The organism is Amycolatopsis umgeniensis, assembly GCF_014205155.1.
In the GTDB taxonomy this organism is placed as follows: domain Bacteria; phylum Actinomycetota; class Actinomycetes; order Mycobacteriales; family Pseudonocardiaceae; genus Amycolatopsis; species Amycolatopsis umgeniensis.
In genome coordinates this window covers 4,743,497-4,766,108 of sequence record NZ_JACHMX010000001.1, presented here as the reverse complement: position 1 = coordinate 4,766,108, position 22,612 = coordinate 4,743,497, and the positions used below count along the sequence as shown (strand labels likewise).

Genomic DNA, 22,612 nt, shown 5'->3' with positions numbered 1-22,612 from the left:
AAGTAACGCACCCCGATCGAGTTATCCCCGGCCGTCCGGACCACGGAGGGTTACTCCATTCAGAGGTTCTTCATGCCCAAGCGCCCCAGCAGTGCCAACGGTCGCTGGTAAAACGAGCCGAGAACCCGGGGAATCGCGTCGATGACATAGGCGTCCGGACCGATCAGGATGCGCGGCGTCCCCCGTTCGATACCGCGCGCGATGGTCTGCGCGGCCTTCTCGGGTGTCGTCCTCGCGATCTTTTCGAAGCCCTCCGCGGCTTTGTCGATGTCCCGCTCGACGCCGCCCCGCGCGTCGCGGGCGATATTCGTCTTGATGCCACCGGGATGCACGCAGCTGACCTTCACCGGATGCCGGGCGATCAGCATTTCCTGCCGCAGCGCCTCGGTGAACCCCCGCACGGCGAATTTGGCCGCGTTGTAGGCGCTCTGCGTGGGCACGCCGATGAAGCCGAAGACGCTCGAGAGGTTGACGATGTGCCCGTCGCCCGAAGCGATCACCTGAGGCAGAAAGGCTTTCGTCCCGTTGACCACCCCGCCGAGATTGATCCCCATCAGCCAGTCGTAGTCGTCCCAGGTCATTTCCTCGACCGTCGCGCCGAGTGCGACCCCGGCGTTGTTCACCACGAGGTTGGCGCCCCCGAAATCGACGGCGACCTCCTCGGCGTGCGCGAGGACGGCGTCACGATCGGCGACGTCCAGTTCGTACGCCTTCGCTGTCGCGCCCGCCTTTTCGCACAGCGCGACGGTGCCGGCCGCGCGAACGGCGTCGACGTCGGAAAGCGCGAGCCTGGCCCCCCGCCCCGCCAGGTCGACCGCGAGCGCCTGGCCGATTCCCGACCCCGCGCCCGTGATCACCGCGACCTTGTCCGTGAACGACTTCATACCCGCTCCCAACCAGCTCGACTGTTACCGGAGGTAACACATACTACGGCTGTGAGCTTGCTGTGCGTTGATCGATTCGGGCTGTGTTCGTGGACCGCTTATGGTGATCTGTAGCCAGGACAGCCGTGGACGAGCGAAAGGAAGGCGATGCGCCGCGCCCTGTTACTCGCGCTTTGTGTCGTTCTGACCGGTTGCTCCGCCGCGTCGGACCCCGCCGAGACCGACGCGGGGAACACCGCCGCGACCGTGGCGGCGACCCCTGCTTCGGCGCCGCTCAACCCGGCGATCGGTGCGCTCTTTCTCGAGGGGATGCACTTCTGCACGGCCAGCGTCGTCCACAGCGGCCCGGGAGATCTCCTGCTCACCGCGGCGCACTGCCTCCACGACGGCGAAGGCGGCGAGTACGCGACAGGAATCTCGTTCGCGCCCGGCTATCACGACGGCGTCGCGCCCTACGGGTATTGGGACGTCTCGGACCCACAGGTTCCCGAAGGCTGGGCCGATTCGTCCGATCCGGACCTGGATGTCGGGTTCGCGACCGCGCGCCAGGCGGGGAACACGAAGACCCTCGAAAGCGTCACCGGTGCCAACACCCTGGTGACCGGCGGCGGATTCGCCCACACGATCACCCTCACGGGGTATCCCGACGAACGGGAAGCGCCGGTCGTCTGCCACGGCACCAGCGCCCAGGCCGACACCTACCAGATGCGGGTCGGCTGCCCCGGCTTCACGACCGGCACCAGCGGCGGCCCGTGGGTGGTCGACCCCGATCCGGAGACCGAACTCGGCACCGTCGTCGGCGTGATCGGCGGCTACCTGTACGGCGGGGACGATCCGGACACGTCCTACAGCAGCTACTTCGACACCGACGTCGCCACCTTGTACCGGAAGATGGACGCGCGGGGATGATCTCCCCATGAGCATCCACGACGTCCCGATCACCGGCGAACCGATCCGCCTCGGCCAGTTCCTCAAACTGGCTACCCTCGCCGAAGACGGCTCGCACGCCAAAGACCTCCTCGACGCCGAAGAGGTGACTGTCAACGGCGAGGTGGAGGTCCGGCGCGGCCGTCAGCTGACGAACGGCGACGTCGTGGAGGTCGGCGGCGAAGGCGGCCGCGTCGTCCTGGCCTAGCGGGAGCGGCTGGTCCTCGGCCCTGGTCGGGCACGGCCTCGTGAGTGGCGATTCGGGCGTTGGGGCCTGTGTCGCGAAAGCCACTTTCGGGACGTCTGGTGTCGCGAAAGTGGCTTTCGCGACATGCTCGACGTGTGGGTCACGGGTCGGCCGGGTGGGCCGTGAACGAGAGGGTGCCCTGACCGTGTTGCGAAAGCCACGTTCGCAACCTTCAACGTTGCGAACGTGGCTTTCGCAACACCCTCCCTGCGTCCGACGCCGAAGGACGGCGCGAGCGCGCCACTCACGACGTTCCGGCGTAGCGGCTGAAGGGAGCTTTCCCCGCATCACATGCGGCGAAAGCTCCCTTCACCGCGTCTCACGCGGGGAAGGTCCCCTTCAGCTCGTCCTGGCCTAGCGGCCCTGCAACGGTGCCAGGCGCAGGGCCTTGGCGAGGTCCTCGAGTTCGCGGTGCACCGGCTCGTTCAGCGGGACACCCAGCGCTTGGCACTGTTCGAGGTACTGCGCCTCGCGCCAGCCGGGGTAGCGGACCGGGGTCCCGCCCTCCCAGCCGAGCAGGCTGCCGAACAACGCGCTCGCGGCCTTGTAGAAACCGTCGGCGCTGCGCAGCGTCGTCGGCGCGATGGCCATCACCATGAGACCGGTGTCGTGGTCGTGGTCGCCGACGCCCGAAAGGACCCCGGCGAAGATCTCGACCAGCAGGGCGAATCCGGCGACGGCGGCGCTGTCGACGTCCGCGAGGGTGTCCAGGTCGAGGACGAATTCGGGATACGCGCCCGCGGGCGCGGCCATGCCGAGCGGGTTCGCGGCCGTCCCGCGCTCCCCGCCCGCCGCCATGACGAGCCCGATCATGCTGTGCGGCAACGCCCTCGCGGCGTGGTGCCCGGCGCGGCCGAACGGCCCGACGCCGCGGACCGACATGAGCCCGACGCCGTACCGGCCCGCGCGGGAGACCGCCCTGTCCATCGCGTCACCGACGGCCCACAGCCCCGGCGCGCGGCGGTAGTCGATCAGGGCGGCGGCGCCGCGGTCGGCGATCATCAGCGGTTCGGCCCTTGGCCGCACCATGCCGTTGACCAGCATCGGCAGATGCAGCCGCGTCAGTTCGGCGACACCGGCGTCGGGGGTTCCGGTGAGATCGCCGTGGCACACCGCTTCGGCGGCCATACGGGCACGCGACCACGGCAGATCGTGCGAGGTGAAGACCTCGGTGACGAGGTCGATCAGGGCGTCGATCGGGACACGCTGCCAGACCTGTTCCGGGATCGGGGAGGGCTCGGCCGGTTCGGGGATCGGCTCGACGGGCGCACGGCGAAGAGAGCGAGGTCTGAGGGGCACTCCGCCGAGAGTGCCTAAACGCGTTTTTCGGCGTCAACGAACCTGAGCACCTTCTAACCGACTGTGTGATCGAAGCGCCCGGAAGCGTCGGTGGGCGGACGTACGATCGGGGCATGTGCCGGAACATCACCACGCTTCGAGGCCTGGAGCCGGCGGCGACGCCGGACGAGATCGAGGCCGCCGCCCGCCAGTACGTCCGCAAGGTGTCCGGGGTGCAGAGCCTCTCCGACGCCACGCGCGAGCCGTTCGAGGCCGCCGTCGCCGAAATCACGGCGATCACCAGGCGGTTGCTCACCGAGCTGCCCGCGCGCCGTCAGCCGCCGACGACGGTGCCGCCGTTGCGCCGTCCCGAGGTCCAAGCGCGCATCGCCGCGAAGGCCGCGAAGACTCAGGCGTCCTGAACCAAGCCCCGGCGGTTACGGTGAGCCGGTGACATATCCGCAGGACCCCTACGGTCAACAGCAGCCCTACGGTCAGCAACCTCCGTATGGGCAGCCGTACCAGCAGCCCGGCTATGGCCAGCCGGGCTACGGCTACGGCCCCGCCATGCCGCCGCAGGATCAGGGCCTGGCGATCGCGGCACTGGTCGTGTCGATAGCCAGCCTGGTCGTCTGCACCGGCCTGCTGTCGGTCATCGGCGTGATCATGGGGCATATCGCGCACTCGAAGGCCAAACGCGGCGAAGCCGGCGGCCAGGGGATGGCGCTCGCGGCGATCATCATCGGCTACATCGGTGTCGCGATCATCGTCGGTCTCGTGCTGGTGTTCGTCATCGTCGGCATCGCGACCGACTGGGACTTCGACTAGTCCATCCATGCCCCCGCCACCACCCTCAACGGAAAGCTTCGCTTCGACTAGATCCGAAGCGTTCCAGACAAAGACCGTCGGATATCCTCGGTGGCGGTAGCGTGTCCGAGCGGCCGAAGGAACATGTCTTGAAAACATGCGAGGGCTCTGTCCTCCGTGGGTTCGAATCCCACCGCTACCGCCAGTCTTGAGAAACGAAAGCTCCCCAGGCCGGTAGACCTGGGGAGCTTCGCGTCACGCGGGCACGAGGGCCCAGACGGTCTCGTCGCTACGGCCGCCCACGAAGGGGCGTTGCTCCAGGATCGAAGCCGTGCCGTTGTTGACCTGTCGCACCGCGAGGTTGCTCGCCCGGTTCACCAGCCCGTAGCGCATGTCGGCGCTCCGGAGCAGCTTCCACTGCTGATTCGTGGACGAACCACAGTGCGTCTGTTCGAGGAGCGCACCGTCCGCGGTGCTGCCGGAGACCGGCCGCACGCACTGGCCGCTCCTCTCGTTGACGATCTTCCAGTACCCGCCGCCCGCGTCGGTGAGCTTCCACTTCTGGCCGTTGTCGTCCTGCCTGGCCACGTTGGTGATCTTCGCTCCGGCGGACGTCGAGCCGTCGACGACGGCCGCGCTGTTGCCGTTGGTGGCGACGGAAAGGTAGTACTTCTTGTTCGCCTGCGGACCGGGATCGGCGACGGCGTTCAGGGTCCACTGCTGGTTGGCCGCCCCGGTGTAGGGCTGCTGGACCAGCGGCGCCGGATACGCGCCGCCGTCGGTGATCGCGTAGCCCGTGAGGTAGTTGAAGATCGCCACCTTGCCGTTGCCGAGCGGCTGGAACGCCCACCGCATGCCGTTCTGGCCGTTGCAGTTGTACTGGAGGATCTGGGTGCCGGGCGCCGTCCCGCTCTGGGCACTGTCCGCGCACAACTGGCTGTTGGCGTTGACGAGCTGCAGGCCGGTGTTGTACCCGAGGATCCACTTCTGGCTCGTGGAGCCGTTTTGGGGCCGGTGGCTGAGGTTGGCGAGTCCGCCGGTCGAGGAACCCACGACGTCGATGGCGTTGCCGCTCGCACCGGTGATGACGTAGGTCTTCCCGCCTCGGGCGTGGCCGTCGTCGTTGTCCGGAGTGTCCTTTTTGATCAGGAAGGCGCTGTTGGCGACGTTCCAGTGCGTGGCGAGCCAGCTCCCGGGGACGGGATTCGTGCTGAAGTAGTCGTCGTTGCCGCAGTCGAACAGCCGGTCGGAATCACGCTGCGGGCAGTCGAAGGACTGGGTGTCGCCGTAACACATCAGGTCCCATTCCTGGGAGCAGTGCCCGCCGCCCTGGTAGTGCGGAGCGCCCGGCAGGACCGCGCCGAGCACGTGGCCCAGTTCGTGGGCGGTGGCGTTGACCCCCCAGCAGGGCACGGCGATCTCCGTGTAGTGCCTGCCGTTGTTGAAGGCGTTGGCGGGACCGGGCTGGTCGTCGCTGTCGCCCCACGTGCCCGCGCAGGTGTGGGGGTTGTCGGAGAACAGGACGTAGTCACGGTCGGCGTTGTAGAAACCCGCCTGGATGGCGCGGTCGCGGATCGCGCCGGACAGGTACGTGCCGTCGGGCACCACCAGGTTGGCGACGGCGACCTGGCAACCCGCGCCCGCCGTCGTCACGTACCGGACGTGCCTGCTGCCGCCCGTCACCGCGGCGCTGTCGTTGATCCCGTCGTCGATTCCTGACGCGTAGGCGCGCAGGGACGGCACGACGGTCGAGTACCGATCGGGCTGACCGGCCTCACGGACGTAGACCAGCTCGATGCGTTTGCCGGAAACCCCGTCGCCCTCGCAGACCACCGGGTTGGCGGCGATCTGCGCCTCGGCGACGGAGGCGGCGAGCGGGGCCACCGGGGTCGCGCCGGGTGGCAGTGGCCTGGCGGTGAAAGCGGCGATGTCATCGGAGGCCGTGGCTCCCGCGGTCTCACCGGCGAGCAAGCCGCAGATGAGGCCGACGGTCACCAGCACGCCGGAGTAGCGTCTTTTCGCTTTGGACAAGTGCTCTTCCTTTCGCGATGGAGGAACGCGTTAAGAAGGCTAGAGATCGGATGTATAGACCACCAGGCAGAAGGACCGGCAGACTGCCATTACCCTTCCCGGCATGGCCAAGTACCTGCTGCTCAAGCACTACCGCGGCGCTCCGGCGGCGGTCAACGACGTGCCGATGGACCAGTGGGCGCCGGAGGAGATCACGGCGCACATCCAGTACATGAGGGACTTCGCGGACCGGCTCGTGGAGACCGGCGAGTTCGTCGAGGAGCGGGCGCTCGCGCCCGAGGGGACGTTCGTCCGGTACGACGGCGAGGGCAAACCGCCGGTCACCGACGGCCCCTTCGCCGAGACCAAAGACCTCATCGCCGGCTTCATGCTGATCGATGTCGACAACTACGAGCGCGCGCTCGAACTCGCGGGCGAACTTTCGGCCGCTCCGGGGGCGGGCGGGAAGCCGATCCACGAGTGGCTCGAACTGCGTCCGTTGTGGGGCGAGCCGCTCGTCATCACGGAGTGAACACCGGGATGGACGAGGCGCTGCTCCGGAGCCTCACGCCGAACGTCCTCGGGATCCTCGTCCGGCGCGGAGCCGATTTCGCGGCGGCCGAGGATGCTGTGCAGGAAGCGTTGATCGAGGCCATCCGCGTCTGGCCGGGAGACCGGCCGAAGGATCCGAAGGGCTGGCTCGTCACCGTCGCCTGGCGCAAATTCCTCGACGCGGCCAGGTCGGACGCCGCCCGTCGCCGTCGCGAGGACCTCGTCGACGACGAGCCGGAACCCGGGCCCGCTCCCGATTCGGACGACACGTTGCAGCTCTACTTCCTGTGCGCCCACCCGTCGCTGACACCGTCGTCCGCGGTGGCGCTCACCCTGCGCGCCGTCGGCGGGCTGACCACCCGCCAGATCGCCCAGGCGTATCTGGTGCCCGAAGCGACCATGGCGCAGCGCATCAGCCGGGCCAAGCGCACCGTCTCCGGGGTGCGGTTCGACCAGGCGGGCGACGTCGCCACCGTGCTCCGCGTGCTCTACCTGGTCTTCAACGAGGGCTACTCCGGCGACGTCGACCTAGCCGCCGAAGCCATCCGGCTCACCCGGCGGCTCGCGGCGTCGATCGACCACCCCGAGGTCGCCGGGCTCCTCGCGCTCATGCTGCTGCACCACGCCCGGCGCGCCGCCCGGACGGCGTCCGACGGCGCCCTGGTGCCGCTCGCCGAACAGGACCGCGGCCGCTGGGACACGCGCCTGATCGCCGAGGGCGTCGAGATCCTGCAAGCGGCGCTGGCCCGCGACAAACTGGGCGAATTCCAGGCACAGGCCGCCATCGCGGCGCTCCACGCCGACGCGCCCGCCGCCGAGGAGACCGACTGGGTGCAGATCGTCGAGTGGTACGACGAACTCACGCGCCTGACCGGCAGCCCCGTCGTCCGGCTCAACCGCGCGGTGGCCGTCGGCGAGGCGGACGGGCCGCGCGCGGGTTTGGCGGCGCTCGCGGAACTGGACGACACCCTGCCCCGGCACGCGGCGGTGGCGGCGTACCTCCACGAGCGCGACGGCGATCTCGCGACGGCGGCGCGGCTGTACGTCGAAGCCGCCGAGAAGGCGGCGAACCTGGCCGAACGCGCTCACCTGACGCGTCAGGCCGCCCGGATCAACGCGCTCACGAAGTGATCGGCGGCAGCCGCGGGAGGCCGTCGATCTCCGACAGGTGCTCCAGCACCCGCCCGAAGGCCTGCCCCAGCACCCGCTGCTCTTCCGGGCTCAGGAGGTCGATCAGGTGCTCCCGGACGCCTTCGACATGCGTCGGCGCCGCGCCCTCCAACAGTTCCGAGCCACGCCCGGTCAGCTCCGCGACGACGCCGCGTTTGTCCGCCGGGTCACGGGTGCGGCGGATGATGCCCTCCGCCTCGAGCCGGACCATCTGGTGCGAAAGCCTGCTCTTGGTCGAGCCGAGCATGCTCGCCAGCTCCGTCATCCGCATCCGGTTGTCGGGCTGCAGCGAAAGACAGACCAGGACCTCGTAGTCGGCGAGGGTGACGTCGTGACGCTCGGAGAGTTCACGATGCAGCCGTTGTCGCAGGCGCATGGTGGCGACGATGTACGAGCGCCACGCGACCATCTCGGGCTCGGACAGCCAGCGCACTTCCTTCTGCTCCACCGCCATCCACGCAGGGTAGATCGTTGATCTCACGACGCGCATACCCACCGGTCACTTTTCGCCCCTGAAAAATTCGATCGGACATTCGCCCGAAGGAGGGTTACGAAAAGGTTGAGACTCGGCGAGAAAAGGCGCATTCTGCTTGTCAGCGGATGGTAGGGCAAGTATCGGGCGAGCTTCTCGGACGGCCGCCGGACCTGCTGCCAGCCGGGAAGGGTCAGGTGGTGGTATGGCGGGTGATTCTCGCGGTTGACCGCCTGCTGTGTCCCCGCGATCGGAACGGAAAGGACCGGGTCGGTCGCGACTGCGAACAGCGACGAACGCGGGCATCTCAGATGCGCTCGACAATTTCTCGCGCATTCGGCGTCACTCCGGCCTGTTTCGGGTTCGCGGCCTCTTCGACCGCCTCGGCAGTGCCCGGCGCCGGCCCGGTGATCGCGGCCAACCGGCGATCAGAACAAAGACAACCTCGGTAGTCCTGGGTGCGGCCACTTCGCGTGGCCGCACCCAGGCATATCCGGGCCTGTGCGGCTACGCTTCCCCCGTGCGATTCGACGAAGGCGCGGGCCTGGACACCTCCGAAGTCGAGGACCTGCGCGGCGGTGGCGGTGGCGGTATCGGCGGCCGGGTGGCACTCGGCGGCGGCGGGCTCGGCGTGGTCGGCCTCGTCATCTATTTCCTCCTCTCCCAGTTCGGCGGCGTGAGCCTGGACCCGTCCTCGGGCGGGCTCGGCGGCTTGGGTGCCGTGGGTTCCGGGCAGCAGACGGACAACACGTCGCTTTCACAGGAGTGCAAGACCGGCGCGGACGCGAACCGGAACCACGACTGCGCGATCGTCGGCATCATCAACTCGATCCAGGACTACTGGGGACAGGAGTTCCAGCGGTCCGGATCGACCTACCGCAAGGCCGTCACCAACTTCTTCAACGGCGGCGTGAACACGGCCTGTGGCAACGCGACCTCCGACGTCGGGCCGTTCTACTGCCCCGGCGACTCCGAGGTCTACATCGATCTCGGGTTCTTCAACGAACTCCGCACCCGCTTCGGCGCGCAGGGCGGGCCGTTCGCGGAGGCGTACGTGCTGGCCCACGAATACGGCCACCACGTGCAGAACCTCACCGGAGTGTCCAAAAAGGGCACCGGGAGCGGGCCGACGTCGGGTTCGGTGCGGCTCGAACTGCAGGCCGACTGCTACGCCGGGGTCTGGGCGAACCACGCCACGACCGCACCGACCGAGACCGGGCGTCCGCTGATCACCGAGATCAGCCAGGAAGACATCAATTCCGCGCTCGACACCGCTTCGCGCATCGGTGACGACTACATCCAGACGAAACTGGGCGGCGGCCGGGTCGACGAGTCGAAGTTCAGCCACGGTACTTCGGCGCAGCGGAAGAAGTGGTTCACCACCGGCTTCCAGACCGGCCAGCCCGCGCGGTGCGACACCTTCGGGACCAACAACCTGGGCTGACACAGGACCGCGGGTGGCCGCTCGCGTCAAGGCGGTTCTTGAGTGTCCGTGAAGGCCTCCTTCCCTACCCTGAGGGTAGGGAAGGAGGCCTTCGCTACCTTCGCGCACCAGCAGTCACAGTGGCCGCGCGTGAAGGCCCCCTTCACTGCACCTAGCGCAAGGAAGGGGGCCTTCATGTACTTCAGGTGTTACGCGGCGGCGGCACCGTGGTGGTCGTCAGCGTGGACGGAAGCCGTCAGGCTCCGCTGCTTGGACCGCTCGGCCGCGCGAAGGGCCTTGGCCTTCGCGGCCTTGCCACCCGGGACACCGTTGATGTTCTCGGTGCTGGTCGCGTACACGCCCAGCGCCCAGGCGACGGCGTCGGAGTTGCGCTCGAGCGCGACGCGGTCGATGTTGCCGAGGTTGTCGCAGGCCTGGTGGTAGCACTTGTCGTAAGGAACGTTGGCGCTACCGCCCCACTTGGCGGCCTGTGCCGCGGTCTTCACGCCTTCGGCACCGGTGAACAGGCCACCGGCCGGGATGCCGACCGCGATGAACTGGCCGTAGTCCGAACGACCGGTGAAGTCCGTGCCCTCGACCGGGACACCCTTGCCCTTCTCGAGGTAGTCCACGAGGGTCTTCTCGAGCTGCGCGGAGCCGTACGGGCCCGCGCCCGCGCCTTCACCGTCGGAGTTGTCGCCGTCGTAGGCGAAGTACGCCGCGTTCGGCGAGCCGATCATGTCGTAGTTGTAGTACAGCGCGATGTCGAGCTGCTGCTCGAAGCTCAGTGAGTTGACGTAGTGGGTCGAGCCGACGAGTCCGAACTCCTCCGCGCTCCACCAGCCGAAGCGGACGGCGTTGTTGGCCTTGGGCTTGCTGCCCAGCTGCAGCGCGGTCTCCAGCAGCGCGGCGGAACCGGTGCCGTTGTCGTTGATGCCGGGGCCCTCGGTGACGCTGTCGAGGTGGGCGCCGAGCATCACGACGTTGTCCTTGCGACCGGTCTTGGTCTCGGCGAGGACGTTGTAGCTGGTCCGCGCCTCCTGGAAGGCACGCAGGTCGAGGGTGACCGAGGCGCCGGCCTTGCCCGCGAGCACCTGGCCGTCGGCCTGGGTGATGCCACCGGTCGGGATCTTGCCCGCGGCCGGGTCGCCCAGGGTGCCGTTGACCGGGCCCGGGACGTTGTTGTAGACGATCGCGCCGACGGCACCGGCCTCGGCGGCGGTCGCCTGCTTCTGCGCGAAGGAACAGCCACCGCGCTGGATCAGCGCGATCTTGCCGGTGACCCCGCCGGCGTAGTCGGCCGCTTCGCAGCCGCTGGTGTCGTCGACCGGGACCACCGCGAGCGGCGCGGTGATTCCGCCGGCGGGCGTCGAGGGGCTGTAGGACATGATGATGATCGGGACGTCGGCGCCCGCGACCGTCAGGTTCTCCGCGAGGGTCTCCGCGTAGGTGAACGGGAACTCCTGGCGCGTGACCGTGAAGCCCGCCTGCTCCAGCTTCGTGGCGACATACTCGGCGGACTTCTTGTGGCCCTCGGTGCTGGCGGCGCGGCGGCCACCGTTCGCGTCCGAGATCCGCTGAAGCGCGATCAGGTGCCGGTTGACGTTGCCCACGTCGACCTTGTTGACGAGCTGCTTGGCCAGAGCGGGACCGTCGAGTTTCGGCGCGGCCGTCGCAGCGGGAGCCATTCCGACCGTGAGCGCGGCGGTGGCCATCACCACGATCGAGGGAACAATGCTTCTTCGCGAATATGACATGAGCGTCACCTTTGTGTGGTTTGCGTCATAGGTCAACCGACGTTCGGCGGACTTCCCATCACCGTTATAGGGTCGGTTGTATGTACGCGATCACCATCCGTGAGCCCGGCGATCCCGACGTTCTCGAATGGACCGAGGTCCCCGATCCGGTGGCGGGCGAAGGCGAAGTGGTCCTCGACGTCGCCGCGAGCGCCGTCAACCGCGCTGACCTGCTGCAACGCCAGGGTCATTACCCTCCTCCGCCGGGTGCGAGCGAAATCCTCGGGCTCGAATGTTCGGGCACGATCGCCGAAATCGGCGAAGGCGTCGAAGGATGGCAAATCGGGGACGAGGTTTGTGCTTTGCTCGCCGGTGGTGGCTATGGGGAAAAGGTCGCCGTCCCGGCGGGACAACTGCTTCCGCTTCCCGCCGAAGTCGAATTGCTCGCGGCCGCCGGATTGCCCGAAGTCGCGTGCACGGTCTGGGCGAACGTGGTGATGCACGCCGGGTTGTCCGAAGGCGAGGTCCTGCTCGTCCACGGCGGGGCGGGCGGAATCGGCACGCACGCGATCCAGGTCGCCAAGGCGCTCGGCGCGACGGTCGCGGTGACCGCGGGTTCGGCGGAACGACTGGAGAGCTGCCGCCAGCTCGGCGCCGACATCACGATCAACTACAAGGAGCAGGACTTCGTCGAGGTCCTGCGCGCCGAAACCGGCGGCGCGGACGTCATCCTCGACAACATGGGCGCCAAGTACCTCGACCGGAACGTCGACGCGCTGAAAGCGGACGGCAGGCTCGTGATCATCGGCATGCAGGGCGGGATCAAGGGCGAGCTCAACATCGGCAAGCTGCTGGGCAAACGCGTGAGCGTGTACGCCGCCGGCCTGCGGTCGCGGCCGCTGGAGCAGAAGGCCGCGATCGTCGCCGACGTCCGCGAGCGGCTGTGGCCGTTGGTGGAGCAGGGTTCGGTGAAGCCGATCGTCGGTCAGGTCGTCCCGATGGCCGAGGCGGCTTCGGCGCACCGCGCGCTCGAAGAAGGCTCGGTTTTCGGCAAGGTTCTTCTCGCCGCGAAGTCTTAGCGGATCTCTTCCAGCACCCGGACGAGCTGATTGACCTCGAAGACGTTCGAGTAGTGCGCGAGGCCGATCCGCACGGCGCCGCCGACTTCGGCGGCGCCCAGTGATCCGAAGACACCGCTCGTGCCGTCGTCGGCGAAGGCGCAGAGCCCTTGGGACGCGAGATACTCCGCGACCTCGGGCGACTTCTTGCCCGCGACGGCGAAGGCCAACGCGGGGATCCGGCGCATGGCGTCGCCGATCACCATGACGTGCCGCAGCGAGCGCAGTTCGGTGGACAGCTGCGCCAGAAGTCCCGCGTGGTACGACTTCGCCGACCCCAGCGACGTCACCAGCTTCTCGCGCCGCGAGCCCATCGCGGCGTCGTCCAAACCGGCCAGATAGTCGATCGACGCGATCAGGCCCGCCAGCAACGGGTACGCGTGCGGGCCCAGTTCCATCCGGGCCGGACCGCGCGCGGCCGGGTCGAGCGAGACCGACGGCAGGCGCTCGAGCAGTTCGGGATCGCGGAAGACCAGTGCCCCCACCGACGGCCCGCCCCACGCCTGCGCCGAAACCACCATCACGTCGGCGCCGAGCTCGTTGAGGTTCAGCGGCACGAACGGCGCCGCGTACGTCGCGTCGACGACGACCAGCGCGCCGACGCGTTTCGCGAACTCGATCACCGTCGGGACGTCGGGCCGGGTGCCGACCGAACCGGACGCCAGGGTGACCGCGACGGCCTTGGTGCGGGCGGAGACGAGGTTCTCGTACTGCCAGGCGGGCAGCTCGCAGGTCTCGATGTCGATCTCGCCCCAGCGCACGACGGCGCCGACGCGTTTCGCGGCGCGGCGCCACGGCGCGAGGTTGGCTTCCTCGTCGAGCCGGGAGACGACGACCTCGTCGCCGATCGTCCAGCGATCCGCCATCGCGTCGACGAGACGGCGGATGAGGTCGGGCGCGTTGGGTCCGAGCACGACTCCGGCCGGGTCGGCGCCGACCAGGTCGGCGACCGCCCGGCGAGCGGCCGTGACAATGCTTTCCGCACGCTGTGAGGCCGGAAACGCTCCACCCGGCCCGGACACCGGAGCGCGCATGGCCGTGGATACGGCCGAAGCGACCTGTTCAGGTACGAGCATTCCGGCGGCGCCGTCGAAGTGAATCCAGCCGTCACCCAGCGCGGGAAACAACCCACGGATACGAGCGACGTCGAACGCCATGGGGACACCGTACGGACGTGCGGTTTGGCGCTTTACCCGGGGTTGGGTGCCCGACCACGGGGCGCGACGATTCCCGCTACGCTCGGAGACGGCGCCGAAAACCACACTGCGCTTCGTGCCCGACGTAGTCCAGGATGGAGCACATGACCGACCCAGTTTCCCGCGAATCGACCACCCCCGGCGACGGCGGCGGAGACTCCTCACCCCACGTGGTGGTCGTCGGTCCCGACGGCGTCCCGGTCGGCACCGCGCGCCTCGCCTCCGGCTCCGACGAGGAGACGCCGCACGAGGAGTCGCTCGGCGACCTCGTCGAAGAGCCCGCCAAGGTGATGCGGATCGGCACGATGATCAAGCAGCTGCTGGAGGAGGTCCGCGCCGCGCCGCTGGACGATGCCAGCCGCACGCGGGTGCGCGAGATCCACCAGACCTCGATCCGTGAGCTGGAGCAGGCGCTGGCGCCGGAACTGCAGGACGAGCTGGAGCGGCTGGTGCGGCCGTTCACCGAGAACTCGACACCCTCGGACGCCGAGCTTCGGATCGCGCAGGCTCAGCTGGTCGGCTGGCTGGAAGGGCTGTTCAGCGGCATCCAGACCGCGCTGTTCGCGCAGCAGATGGCCGCGCGGGTGCAGCTGGAGCAGATGCGGCGCGGGCTCCCGGCCGGTCCTTCCGCGGGCAGCGCCCTGGGCGGCCCCGGCGAAGCGCACGGCCCCGGCCAGTACCTCTGATCAGCGCAGCGGGCGGAAGAACGTCCGCAGGTCGCCGATGAGCAGATCCGGCACCTCCAGCCCAGGGAAGTGCCCGCCACGGTCCAGAGTGGACCAGTGCACGACATTGTCGGTGCGCTCGGCGAGGTGCCGGATCGGGAGTCCGGTGTCCTTCGGGAACACCGCCACCCCGGTGGGCACCGTGGACTTCGGCGGTTCGTCGCCCCAGGCCGCTCCCAACGCGGCATAGATCCGCGAAGACGAGTTCGCCGTGCCGGTGAGCCAGTAGAGCATCACGCTGGTGAGCAGCTCGTCGCGATCGATGGCGTCTTCCGGGACGTCACGAGAGTCCGAATAGGACTTGAACTTCTCCACGAGCCACGCGAGCTGCCCGGCCGGTGAGTCGGTGAGCCCGTAGGCAAGCGTTTGCGGCTTGGTCGACTGGATCATCGCGTAGCCCAGCTCGCCGTACTGGAACTCCCGCCCGCGCGCCAGCGCCGCCTCACCGCGCGCGAGCTCGTCGCCGGTGAGCCCGTCGAGATCGGCCTCGGACTCGGGCACCGCGCTCGGCAGCATCGTCAGATGCGCGCCGATCACCCGCTCCGGGCATCGGACGCCCACCTGACGCGACACGAGCGCGCCCCAGTCGCCGCCGTGCAGCCCGAACCGCTCGTACCCGAGCCGCGACATCAGCACCGGCCAGGCGTCGGCGATCCGGTCGGGCCCCCAGTCCGTCTCGGTCGTCGGCCCGGAGAACCCGAACCCGGGCAGTGACGGCACGACGACGTGGAAGGCGTCCTCGGGGTCGCCGCCGTACGCACGCGGATCGGACAGGGGGCCGATGACGTCGAGGAACTCCACAATGGACCCCGGCCAGCCGTGCGTGAGCACCAGCGGCTTCGCGCCGGGCTCGGGTGACCGCGCGTGCAGGAAGTGGACGTTCGCGCCGTCGATGTTCGTCATGAAGCCCGGGAAACCGTTGAGGCGCTCTTCGTGCGCGCGCCAGTCGTAGCGGAGGCGCCAGTACTCGGCCAGCTCCTGGAGGTACCCGAGCGGCGTCCCGAGCCCCCAGCCGACGCCGTCGATCTCGTCCGGCCAGCGGGTGTTCGCCAGGCGGGCGGCGAGGTCGTCGAGGTCGCGCTGGGGGACGGTGATCCGATGCGGCGAGATGGTCATACGGAGAACGGTAGGGAGGAACGAGGACACCTTCGGTCCTCAAGAGCTTCCAACCGGTCCAGCACGCGGTCCACACCCTTGCCGTCCACCACGGACGCCGCCTTTTCCGACAACCGCCGCCGCGCTTCCGTGTCCCGCAGCAAGGTCCGCAGCGTCTCGACGGCTCCCGCGTCGAGCGCCGACGCGCTCCCCAGCCCGGCCGCCAGCCCGAGATCCAGCGCGCCCCGGTAGCCCGTCTCCTGGTTGTCGACAAGCTGCACGACGCCGGTCGGGACGCCGAGGCAGCACAGCTCCAGCAGGGTGACGCCTGCCGCGCTCACCGCGACGTCCGCCTCCACCAGCAGGTCCAACAGCCCCGGTCCGGGCGGCGCGATGCGGAATTCCTGGCCGGGCAGGGCGGCCGGCACGGTGGGTTCACCGCGCACGAGCACGTCGGCGACGAAGGGCAGCCCCGTATCGCGCAACGCGTGCAGCAACGCGCTGACCGTGCCCGCCCATTCGGTCCCGCCGCCGAGCACCACGGTCACGTGCGGCCGCTCGGCCTCTTCACGACCGCGACGCTTCTCTCGCGCCTCCCGGACCACGTCTCGCAGCGGCGCGTAGGCCACGCCTCGCAGCAGTGCGCCGGAGCCGTCGTCGGGCCTCGGCGCGGGGGCGAAACCGCAGTCGACGACGAGGTCCGCTTCGCGCCTGCCGAACACGTCGTCCTCGATGGACACCAGCAACGCGCCCGCGGCGTTGACCTCCTGACGCAGCTCGCCGAGGTCGTAGTGGTCGACGAGCACCACGTCGAAGTCGTCGAAGGGCGCGGACGGCACCACGGGAACGGACAGCTCGCCGAACCGTGCGGCCAGCCACTCGGCGTTGTCCACCCGGCCGGAGAACACGACCTCCCAGCGCCGCGCGACCGCGCGTTCGGCATAGGCGACCATGCGCGAGACGTGGCCCGCGCCGATCGTCCCGGAGGCGTCGGCCCGGAGCATCAGCCTCCTCAACGGGCCACCTTCTTCTGCTCGACGTGCTGGTTGAGCCTCGCGAGGTCGGGTCGCCGTCGCAGCACCGCGACCACCTCACGCCAGTCTCCGGGGCGATCCCCCAGCTCGGCCACGACACCTTCGATGACGGACCAGTCCTCGACGGTATCCAAGGTCACGCGCAGGTCGTCCGCGGACGGGCTGACCACGACACCGGAGCACGAGTAGATCTCCGGCCGCGAGTAGATGCCGGAAGTCACGTGTTCCCGATCGGCGCCGCGGGCGGTCTCGACCTGCTCGGCCAGGACGGCCCCGCGCACGAGTTCCGCGTCGAATCCCCGGGGCAGCGTGCGCACGAGCGTCGTGCTCAAGTAGTCCAGCGAGGGCCGGGCCCGCCACAGCGTGACGAGCTGCCCGATCAGCGCCGGGTCCAGCAGCGGGCAGTCGGCGGTGAGCCGCACCACGGCGTCGGCCGGATACGACTCGACGGCCACGGCGAAGCGTGCGAGGACGTCTTCGAGCGGTCCCCTGGCGACCAAGGCACCGTGCCGGGTGGCTTCCTCGGCCACCGCGTCGTCCTCGGCTTCCGTGGAGGTCGCGACCACGACGGCGTCGATTCCCGGCGAGGCCGCGGCGGCCCTGACGACCCAGCCCAGCACGCTCCGGCCCGCCAGTGGCCGGAGCACTTTGCCAGGTAGCCGGGTCGACGACGCGCGCGCCTGGACGACGGCGTTGACCACGTGGGCCCCGGGGTCTGGATCCATGGGTGACATGATGGCCTGCGGCAGCAGCACCGAAACGCGGAGGTCAACGATGTCCGAGCTGGATGGCTCCAGCATCCTGCTCACCGGCGGGACCGGTTCGTTCGGCAAGGCGTTCATCACCTACGCCCTGGCCGAGCTGAACCCGCGACGGCTGGTCGTGCTCTCCCGCGACGAGCTCAAGCAGTACGAAGCCCGGCAGCAGTTCGACGACGACCCGAGGCTGCGCTGGTTCATCGGCGACATCCGCGACCGCCGCCGGCTCGAGCGCGCGATGCACGGGGTCGACTACGTGGTGCACGCCGCCGCGCTCAAGCAGGTGGACACGGGTGAGTACAACCCGTTCGAATTCGTGCAGACCAACGTCGTCGGCTCGCAGAACGTCATCGAAGCCGCGATCGACACCGGCGTGAAGAAGGTCGTCGCGCTCTCGACCGACAAGGCGTCGAGCCCGATCAACCTCTACGGCGCCACGAAACTGTGCGCCGACCGGATGTTCATCAGCGCGAACCACTACGCCGCGACGCATCCGACCAGGTTCTCCGTGGTCCGCTACGGCAACGTGATGGGCTCACGCGGCAGTGTCATCCCGTTCTTCCGCGCGCTCGCGGCCAAGGGCGAGTCGCTGCCGATCACGCACAAGGAGATGACCCGCTTCTGGATCACGCTCCCGCAGGCCGTTCGGTTCGTGATCGACTCCTTCGACCAGATGAACGGCGGCGAGCTGTACGTGCCGCGGATCCCGAGCATGCGGCTGGTCGAACTCGCGCAGGCCATCGCGCCGGGTTCGCCGATGCACGAGGTCGGCATCCGGCCCGGCGAGAAGCTGCACGAAGAGATGATCGCCCCCGACGACGCCCGCCGGACCGTGCGGCTGACCGATCGCTATGTCGTCCAGCCGCATATCGCGGGCTGGGGCTACGAGCCGCCGACGGACGGCGAGCCCGTGCCGGAGAACTTCGCCTACCGTTCGGACACCAACGACCTGTGGCTCGACCCGGAAGAGCTGCGCGACCTGGTCGAGCAGTATGGCTGAGTTCCTCCCGTACGGCCGTCAGTCCATTTCGGACGAGGACATCGCCGCTGTCACCGACGTGCTGCGCGGCGACTGGCTGACCACCGGCCCCGCCGTCACGCGTTTCGAGGAGGACCTCGCCGAGTTCACCGGCGGCACGCCCGCCGTGGCCGTCACCTCGGGCACGGCCGCGCTGCACGTCGCCTACGCGGCGGCCGGGGTCGGTCCGGGTGACGAGGTCGTCACCTCGCCGATGACGTTCGTCGCCACCGCCGCGACGGCCGCGCTGCTCGGCGGCAAGGTCGTGTTCGCCGACGTCGAGACGGACACCGGCAACCTCGACCCGGCGGCGGCTTCGGCAGCCGTCACTTCGCGGACCAAGGTCATCGCGGCCGTGGACTACGCCGGCCACCCGGCGGAACTGGACGAACTCGGCCGCCTCGCCCATGCCAACGGCGCACTGCTGCTGGAGGACGCCGCGCATTCCGTCGGCGGGAGCTGGCAGGGCAGGCCGGTCGGCTCGCTCGCCGACCTCACGACGTTCTCCTTCTTCCCCACCAAGAACCTCACCACGGCCGAAGGCGGCGCGGTGGTCGCCGCTTCGGACGAGCTGCTGACGCGGGCCCGCGGTTTCCGCAACCACGGGCTGGTGCGGGACAAGACGGCGCAGCGCTATCCGGACGAGGGCGCGTGGCATCAGGAGGTGCACGAGTTCGGCCTCAACTACCGGTTGCCGGATGTGCTGTGCGCCTTGGGAAGCAGCCAGCTGCGCAGGCTCGCCGAGTTCAAGAAGCGGCGCGCGGAGATCCACGCGCGGTACACCGCCGCACTGTCCTCTTTAGACGGAGTCTTGACGCCCGCCGTACGCGAAGGCGCGGACCCGGTGTGGCACCTGTACCCGCTGCGAGTCCTCGAAGGACGCCGTCGCGAACTGTTCGACTACCTGCGCGGCAAGGGAATCGGCGTCCAGGTCAACTACATCCCCGCCTACTGGCATCCGGTGTTCGAGGACCTCGGGTACCGGCGCGGGCTGTGCCCCAACGCGGAGCTGTACTACAGCCAGGAGCTTTCGCTGCCCCTGTTCCCGGCGTTGACCGACGCCGACGTGGACCGTGTCATCGACGAGGTCCACGCCTTCTTCCGCTGAGCCGCCAGGACGGTTATCGAGAGGCAAGGAACGGTGTCGTGGTCATGCCTCTCTGTGTCGGAGCCCTGTTCTCACTCTTGTCTGCCTTGCGGTACGTGAGGGCCTCCTTCATTGCGTCTAGCGCAGTGAAGGAGTCCTTCACGTACTTGGGGAGGTGTGAAGGTCGAGTTTCTTCGGCTGAGCCGCGTGAAAGGGGCCTTCACGCGGCGTCGCTGTGACTGCTGGTACTTCTGAGGCCACTGGTGTTCGGGTGCCCCGACAGGACAAGGTTTGCCTTACCCCTCGCACGGCTACCCCGGTACCGGATCTTGATCAGGAACGAGAGCGCATGTCTCGCCACCCCTCACTCACGACGCTAGATCAGGCCCCAGGTGAGCGCGGTGCCCTTCGGGACATCGGAGGCGAAGGTGCGGCCGAGCACGTTCACGATCTCGGCGGGCGCCAGCCCACCGGCTGGCCGGATCGACCGGACGTTCTCCCGCGTCACCGTGTCCCCGGCACGCACGTCCTCGACGACATACAGGGAACGCCGGAACCGCAGGCCTTCCTTCTCGCTCTCGCGCGGCCCGATCACCGCCGCGCCCAGCGCCTCCCAGGCGCGGTGCGACTCGGTGACCAGCGCGGCCAGCTCGGCGGGTTCCAGGGAGAACTCCGAGTCGACGCCGCCGTCGGTCCTGGCCAGCGTCACGTGCTTCTCGATCGCGACGGCGCCGAGAGCGACGGCCGCGAGCGGGGCGCCGATGCCGGGCGTGTGGTCGGACAGGCCGACGAGCGTCCCGGTCACCCCCGCCAAAACGGGCAGACCGCGCAAGTTGCTCTCCGCGGGCGACGCCGGATAGCTGGCGGTGCAGCCGAGCACGACGAGCTGGTCGTTGCCCGCCGCACGCGCCGTCCGCACCGCCGCGTCGATCTCGGCGACGCTGGCCATCCCGGTCGAGATGATCAGTGGTTTGCCGGTTTTCGCGCACAGTTCGATCAGCGGCAGGTCGACGATCTCCGACGACGCGATCTTGTACGCGGGCGCGTCCAACGACTCCAGCAGCTCGACGGCGGTGGGGTCGAACGGGCTGGAGAAGATCTCGAGACCGCGGGCGCGGGCGCGTTCGAACAGCGGCTCGTGCCACTCCCAAGGCGTGTGGGCGCGCTCGTAGAGCTTGTAGAGGTTCTCGCCGCCCCACAGCGAATGCGAGTCGCCGATCCGGAAGTCCGGGGTGTCCACGTCGATGGTGATCGTGTCCGGCCGGTAGGTCTGCAGTTTGACCGCCTGCGCACCGGTTTCGGCGATCGCGTCGACGATCTCCAGTGCCCGGCCGAGGTCACCGTTGTGGTTACCGGACATTTCGGCGATCACGAACGGCGGGTGCGCTGCCGAGAGGACGTGTGCGCCGATGCGCACCTCGCTGGCGGTCATCGGGGAACGACTACCTCTTCTTCCTGGTCCGGCGGTCGGCGGCACGCAGTTCGGTCCAGACGACCTCGCGCGGCTCGCCGTCGACCTCCCGAACATACCTGCGTGTTTCGGTGAAGCCGAATCGCCGGTGCAGCTGCAGGACCTGCCGGTTGTCGGCGAGCGTCGCGCCGCCGAGCAGGCTCAGGCCGAGGACGTCGAAGCCGTAGTCGACGGCCGCGCCCTCCAGTTTCAGCCAGGCGGGGAGGGTCTCCGGGCCGAGGCCTTCGACGTCCAGGTAGAAGTGCCATTCCGCGCTTCCGGCCTCGGTGTCGATGTCGCTGAACAGCACGACGCCGGCGGGCACCCCGCCGTGCCGGTACACGAGTACGCGACGGCTCGGGTCCGCGCGGACCGCCTCGAACCAGCCACGGTGTTCTTCGGCACCGATCTCGTGCGTGGTGAAGCTGACCCGCCGGACCGACGGGTGGTTGCGCCACCGCCGGATCCGGTCGAGGTCGGCTTCCCCGGCCTCGACCAGCGAGCCGGTCATTCGCCTGCCGGGACGGTGATGGTCTCCTCGAGACGGCGCAACCGGTCCTCGTAGCGGGCGATCCCGGCGAGCCGGACCCGGATCTGGGCGTGCTGGCGCTGGATCTCCTGGATCAGGCTGCGCGCCTCGGCCAGTTCGGGCTTGTCGGCGTGCGCCGGCAGCGACAGCGACTCGCGCAGATCCTCCAGCTGGGCCTCCTGGGCCGCGACGCTCGGGATCAGGCGGTCCAGCTCGGCGCGGGTCCAGCGCAGGTCGCCGCGCGCGTGCTCGAGGCTGCCTTCGGCGCCGTCGAGGCGGCGGCGGTGGTCCGCGGTGGCGTGTTCGAGTTCGTTGACGCGCCCATTGAGGTCGCGGAGCCGCTCGTCGATCCGGAAGTCGATGAGCCTGGCGATCCGGCCGATCACGCCGCTGCGGAGTTTCTGCACTGCCATGGGTGGTCCTTCTCGGGGTGGGCTGGCTGGGAGTTCAGCGCAGGAGTTCGGTTTCGCCGGTCTTCGTCCAGGAGTCCAGCAGCCTGCCCTCGGCGGCGATCCGGTGTTCGGGCCCGACGATGCAGGAGTCACCCGCGGCGTGCTCCCAGCGGGTCTGGGCCGGGTCGTCGATGAACGAGAACCCGGACAGGACCAGGTTGGCGTGCGGGAACGACGTGCGCGCGATCCAGGCGGCCAGCGTCCCCGTGGTCGACCACAGGCCCTCTTCCCGGCTCGGCAGGCCCAGCGCGTCCGAAAGCGGCAGGACGACCTCGCGGTTCGGCACCGGCACGTAGCCGAGGTCACCGGGCCACCAGCCCGGGATGTCTTCGGGCTCCCAGTGCATCCGCCCCGGCTCGACCAGCAGGTAGAGCCGCTTGCGGTAGTCACGGAAGACGTGTTTGGTGGCGCGGACGGCGCGGTTGAACACGACGACGTGCACCCGGCTGCCGACGGTTTCGGGGCCGCCCGGCTCGTCCACGACGAAACCGTTGACCCGGATCACGAGGTCGCAGGCATCGATGGCCTTCGCCCGCCGGGGGTCCGGCGGGAGAGGCTGGTTTCCGACCACGGCCACCGAACGCGGCTCCGGCCGGTCGGCGTAGGCGGCGAGCAGATTGACCATCAAGCTCGCGTCGCCGAGT

At 69.1% G+C, this 22,612-nt stretch carries 24 protein-coding genes and 1 tRNA gene; 12 read left to right on the top strand and 13 right to left on the bottom strand.

The features are described 5' to 3' along the window. Nucleotides 1–59: 59 nt before the first annotated feature. Nucleotides 60–884: an SDR family NAD(P)-dependent oxidoreductase gene (locus HDA45_RS22400; protein WP_184898377.1), complete on the bottom strand. Its 825-nt coding sequence runs from the start codon at nt 882–884 to the stop codon at nt 60–62. A gap of 147 nt (nt 885–1,031) precedes the next feature. On the opposite strand from HDA45_RS22400, the gene HDA45_RS22395 reads away from it, so the two are divergent. Both HDA45_RS22395 and HDA45_RS22390 read left to right on the top strand, forming a co-directional pair. Next, nucleotides 1,032–1,793, top strand: coding sequence for a trypsin-like serine peptidase (locus tag HDA45_RS22395; protein WP_184898375.1), 762 nt, complete (start codon nt 1,032–1,034; stop codon nt 1,791–1,793). Nucleotides 1,794–1,800: 7 nt separating this feature from the next. After that, a complete protein-coding gene (locus tag HDA45_RS22390) occupies nt 1,801–2,019 on the top strand; it encodes an RNA-binding S4 domain-containing protein (RefSeq protein ID WP_184898373.1) in 219 nt (72 codons plus the stop codon). A 393-nt stretch (nt 2,020–2,412) separates the two neighbouring features. On the opposite strand, the gene HDA45_RS22385 is transcribed toward HDA45_RS22390, so the two are convergent. Beyond that, a complete protein-coding gene (locus tag HDA45_RS22385; RefSeq protein WP_184898371.1) occupies nt 2,413–3,357 on the bottom strand; it encodes an Ldh family oxidoreductase in 945 nt (314 codons plus the stop codon). A 113-nt stretch (nt 3,358–3,470) separates the two neighbouring features. Here HDA45_RS22385 and HDA45_RS22380 point away from each other — a divergent pair, with 113 nt between their 5' ends. The 3 genes from HDA45_RS22380 to HDA45_RS22370 all read left to right on the top strand — a co-directional run bounded on the left by HDA45_RS22380 (nt 3,471) and on the right by HDA45_RS22370 (nt 4,348). After that, the gene (locus HDA45_RS22380) at nt 3,471–3,758 is read left to right on the top strand and encodes a DUF2277 domain-containing protein (protein ID WP_101611822.1); all 288 of its coding nucleotides are present in this window, start codon (nt 3,471–3,473) and stop codon (nt 3,756–3,758) included. A gap of 28 nt (nt 3,759–3,786) precedes the next feature. Next, a complete protein-coding gene (locus HDA45_RS22375; RefSeq protein ID WP_184898369.1) occupies nt 3,787–4,164 on the top strand; it encodes a DUF4190 domain-containing protein in 378 nt (125 codons plus the stop codon). A gap of 95 nt (nt 4,165–4,259) precedes the next feature. Continuing rightward, a tRNA-Ser gene (locus tag HDA45_RS22370) sits at nt 4,260–4,348 on the top strand. Nucleotides 4,349–4,398: 50 nt separating this feature from the next. Here HDA45_RS22370 and HDA45_RS22365 read toward each other — a convergent pair. Further along, a complete protein-coding gene (locus HDA45_RS22365; RefSeq protein WP_184898367.1) occupies nt 4,399–6,174 on the bottom strand; it encodes an RICIN domain-containing protein in 1,776 nt (591 codons plus the stop codon). A gap of 103 nt (nt 6,175–6,277) precedes the next feature. On the opposite strand from HDA45_RS22365, the gene HDA45_RS22360 reads away from it, so the two are divergent. Together HDA45_RS22360 and HDA45_RS22355 are read left to right on the top strand one after the other, a co-directional pair. Then, entirely contained in the window at nt 6,278–6,685 is a 408-nt protein-coding gene (locus HDA45_RS22360) for a YciI family protein (RefSeq protein WP_184898365.1), read from the top strand. Nucleotides 6,686–6,693: 8 nt separating this feature from the next. Beyond that, the gene (locus tag HDA45_RS22355; protein ID WP_184905911.1) at nt 6,694–7,836 is read left to right on the top strand and encodes an RNA polymerase sigma factor; all 1,143 of its coding nucleotides are present in this window, start codon (nt 6,694–6,696) and stop codon (nt 7,834–7,836) included. Here the strand turns inward: HDA45_RS22355 and HDA45_RS22350 are convergent. Next, the gene (locus tag HDA45_RS22350; RefSeq protein ID WP_184898363.1) at nt 7,826–8,329 is read right to left on the bottom strand and encodes a MarR family winged helix-turn-helix transcriptional regulator; all 504 of its coding nucleotides are present in this window, start codon (nt 8,327–8,329) and stop codon (nt 7,826–7,828) included. The two genes, HDA45_RS22355 and HDA45_RS22350, sit on opposite strands and share 11 nt — an antisense overlap. Before the next feature lie 538 nt (nt 8,330–8,867). Here HDA45_RS22350 and ypfJ point away from each other — a divergent pair. After that, a complete protein-coding gene (gene ypfJ, locus HDA45_RS22345; protein WP_184898361.1) occupies nt 8,868–9,791 on the top strand; it encodes a KPN_02809 family neutral zinc metallopeptidase in 924 nt (307 codons plus the stop codon). 188 nt (nt 9,792–9,979) lie between these two features. Here ypfJ and HDA45_RS22340 read toward each other — a convergent pair whose 3' ends face one another. Further along, nucleotides 9,980–11,527 (bottom strand): M28 family metallopeptidase, encoded by a 1,548-nt coding sequence (locus HDA45_RS22340; protein ID WP_246480758.1) that lies wholly within the window; start codon nt 11,525–11,527, stop codon nt 9,980–9,982. A gap of 80 nt (nt 11,528–11,607) precedes the next feature. Here HDA45_RS22340 and HDA45_RS22335 point away from each other — a divergent pair, with 80 nt between their 5' ends. After that, a complete protein-coding gene (locus tag HDA45_RS22335; protein WP_184898359.1) occupies nt 11,608–12,585 on the top strand; it encodes an NAD(P)H-quinone oxidoreductase in 978 nt (325 codons plus the stop codon). On the opposite strand, the gene HDA45_RS22330 is transcribed toward HDA45_RS22335, so the two are convergent. Continuing rightward, on the bottom strand, nt 12,582–13,781 hold the full coding sequence (locus tag HDA45_RS22330; RefSeq protein ID WP_184898357.1) for a cysteine desulfurase-like protein: 1,200 nt from the start codon (nt 13,779–13,781) through the stop codon (nt 12,582–12,584). The two genes, HDA45_RS22335 and HDA45_RS22330, sit on opposite strands and share 4 nt — an antisense overlap. 134 nt (nt 13,782–13,915) lie before the next feature. Here HDA45_RS22330 and HDA45_RS22325 point away from each other — a divergent pair, with 134 nt between their 5' ends. After that, nucleotides 13,916–14,506: a bacterial proteasome activator family protein gene (locus tag HDA45_RS22325; RefSeq protein ID WP_184898355.1), complete on the top strand. Its 591-nt coding sequence runs from the start codon at nt 13,916–13,918 to the stop codon at nt 14,504–14,506. On the opposite strand, the gene HDA45_RS22320 is transcribed toward HDA45_RS22325, so the two are convergent. The 3 genes from HDA45_RS22320 to HDA45_RS22310 are packed head-to-tail and all read right to left on the bottom strand — an operon-like array spanning nt 14,507 to nt 17,399. Next, nucleotides 14,507–15,661 (bottom strand): epoxide hydrolase family protein, encoded by a 1,155-nt coding sequence (locus tag HDA45_RS22320; protein ID WP_184898353.1) that lies wholly within the window; start codon nt 15,659–15,661, stop codon nt 14,507–14,509. Continuing rightward, nucleotides 15,658–16,656, bottom strand: a complete 999-nt coding sequence (locus HDA45_RS22315; RefSeq protein ID WP_184898351.1) for a spore coat protein — start codon at nt 16,654–16,656, stop codon at nt 15,658–15,660. Before HDA45_RS22315 ends, HDA45_RS22320 begins: the two co-directional genes overlap by 4 nt. After that, nucleotides 16,653–17,399 carry a cytidylyltransferase domain-containing protein gene (locus HDA45_RS22310; protein ID WP_184898349.1) on the bottom strand — a complete coding sequence of 249 codons (747 nt, stop codon included), beginning with the start codon at nt 17,397–17,399 and terminating at the stop codon, nt 16,653–16,655. Before HDA45_RS22310 ends, HDA45_RS22315 begins: the two co-directional genes overlap by 4 nt. Before the next feature lie 49 nt (nt 17,400–17,448). On the opposite strand from HDA45_RS22310, the gene pseB reads away from it, so the two are divergent. Both pseB and HDA45_RS22300 read left to right on the top strand, forming a co-directional pair. Continuing rightward, entirely contained in the window at nt 17,449–18,432 is a 984-nt protein-coding gene (gene pseB / locus HDA45_RS22305) for a UDP-N-acetylglucosamine 4,6-dehydratase (inverting) (RefSeq protein WP_184898347.1), read from the top strand. Next, nucleotides 18,425–19,558 carry a DegT/DnrJ/EryC1/StrS family aminotransferase gene (locus HDA45_RS22300; RefSeq protein ID WP_184898340.1) on the top strand — a complete coding sequence of 378 codons (1,134 nt, stop codon included), beginning with the start codon at nt 18,425–18,427 and terminating at the stop codon, nt 19,556–19,558. The genes pseB and HDA45_RS22300 overlap by 8 nt, the downstream gene beginning before the upstream one ends. 355 nt (nt 19,559–19,913) lie before the next feature. Here HDA45_RS22300 and pseI read toward each other — a convergent pair whose 3' ends face one another. The 4 genes from pseI to HDA45_RS22280 are packed head-to-tail and all read right to left on the bottom strand — an operon-like array spanning nt 19,914 to nt 22,593. Further along, a complete protein-coding gene (gene pseI / locus HDA45_RS22295; protein WP_184898338.1) occupies nt 19,914–20,969 on the bottom strand; it encodes a pseudaminic acid synthase in 1,056 nt (351 codons plus the stop codon). 10 nt (nt 20,970–20,979) lie between these two features. Further along, on the bottom strand, nt 20,980–21,498 hold the full coding sequence (locus HDA45_RS22290) for a GNAT family N-acetyltransferase (RefSeq protein WP_184898336.1): 519 nt from the start codon (nt 21,496–21,498) through the stop codon (nt 20,980–20,982). After that, the gene (locus HDA45_RS22285; RefSeq protein WP_184898334.1) at nt 21,495–21,929 is read right to left on the bottom strand and encodes a hypothetical protein; all 435 of its coding nucleotides are present in this window, start codon (nt 21,927–21,929) and stop codon (nt 21,495–21,497) included. The genes HDA45_RS22290 and HDA45_RS22285 overlap by 4 nt, the downstream gene beginning before the upstream one ends. A 34-nt stretch (nt 21,930–21,963) precedes the next feature. Then, nucleotides 21,964–22,593, bottom strand: coding sequence for a glycosyltransferase family 29 protein (locus HDA45_RS22280; RefSeq protein ID WP_184905906.1), 630 nt, complete (start codon nt 22,591–22,593; stop codon nt 21,964–21,966). Between the last annotated feature and the right edge of the window lie 19 nt (nt 22,594–22,612).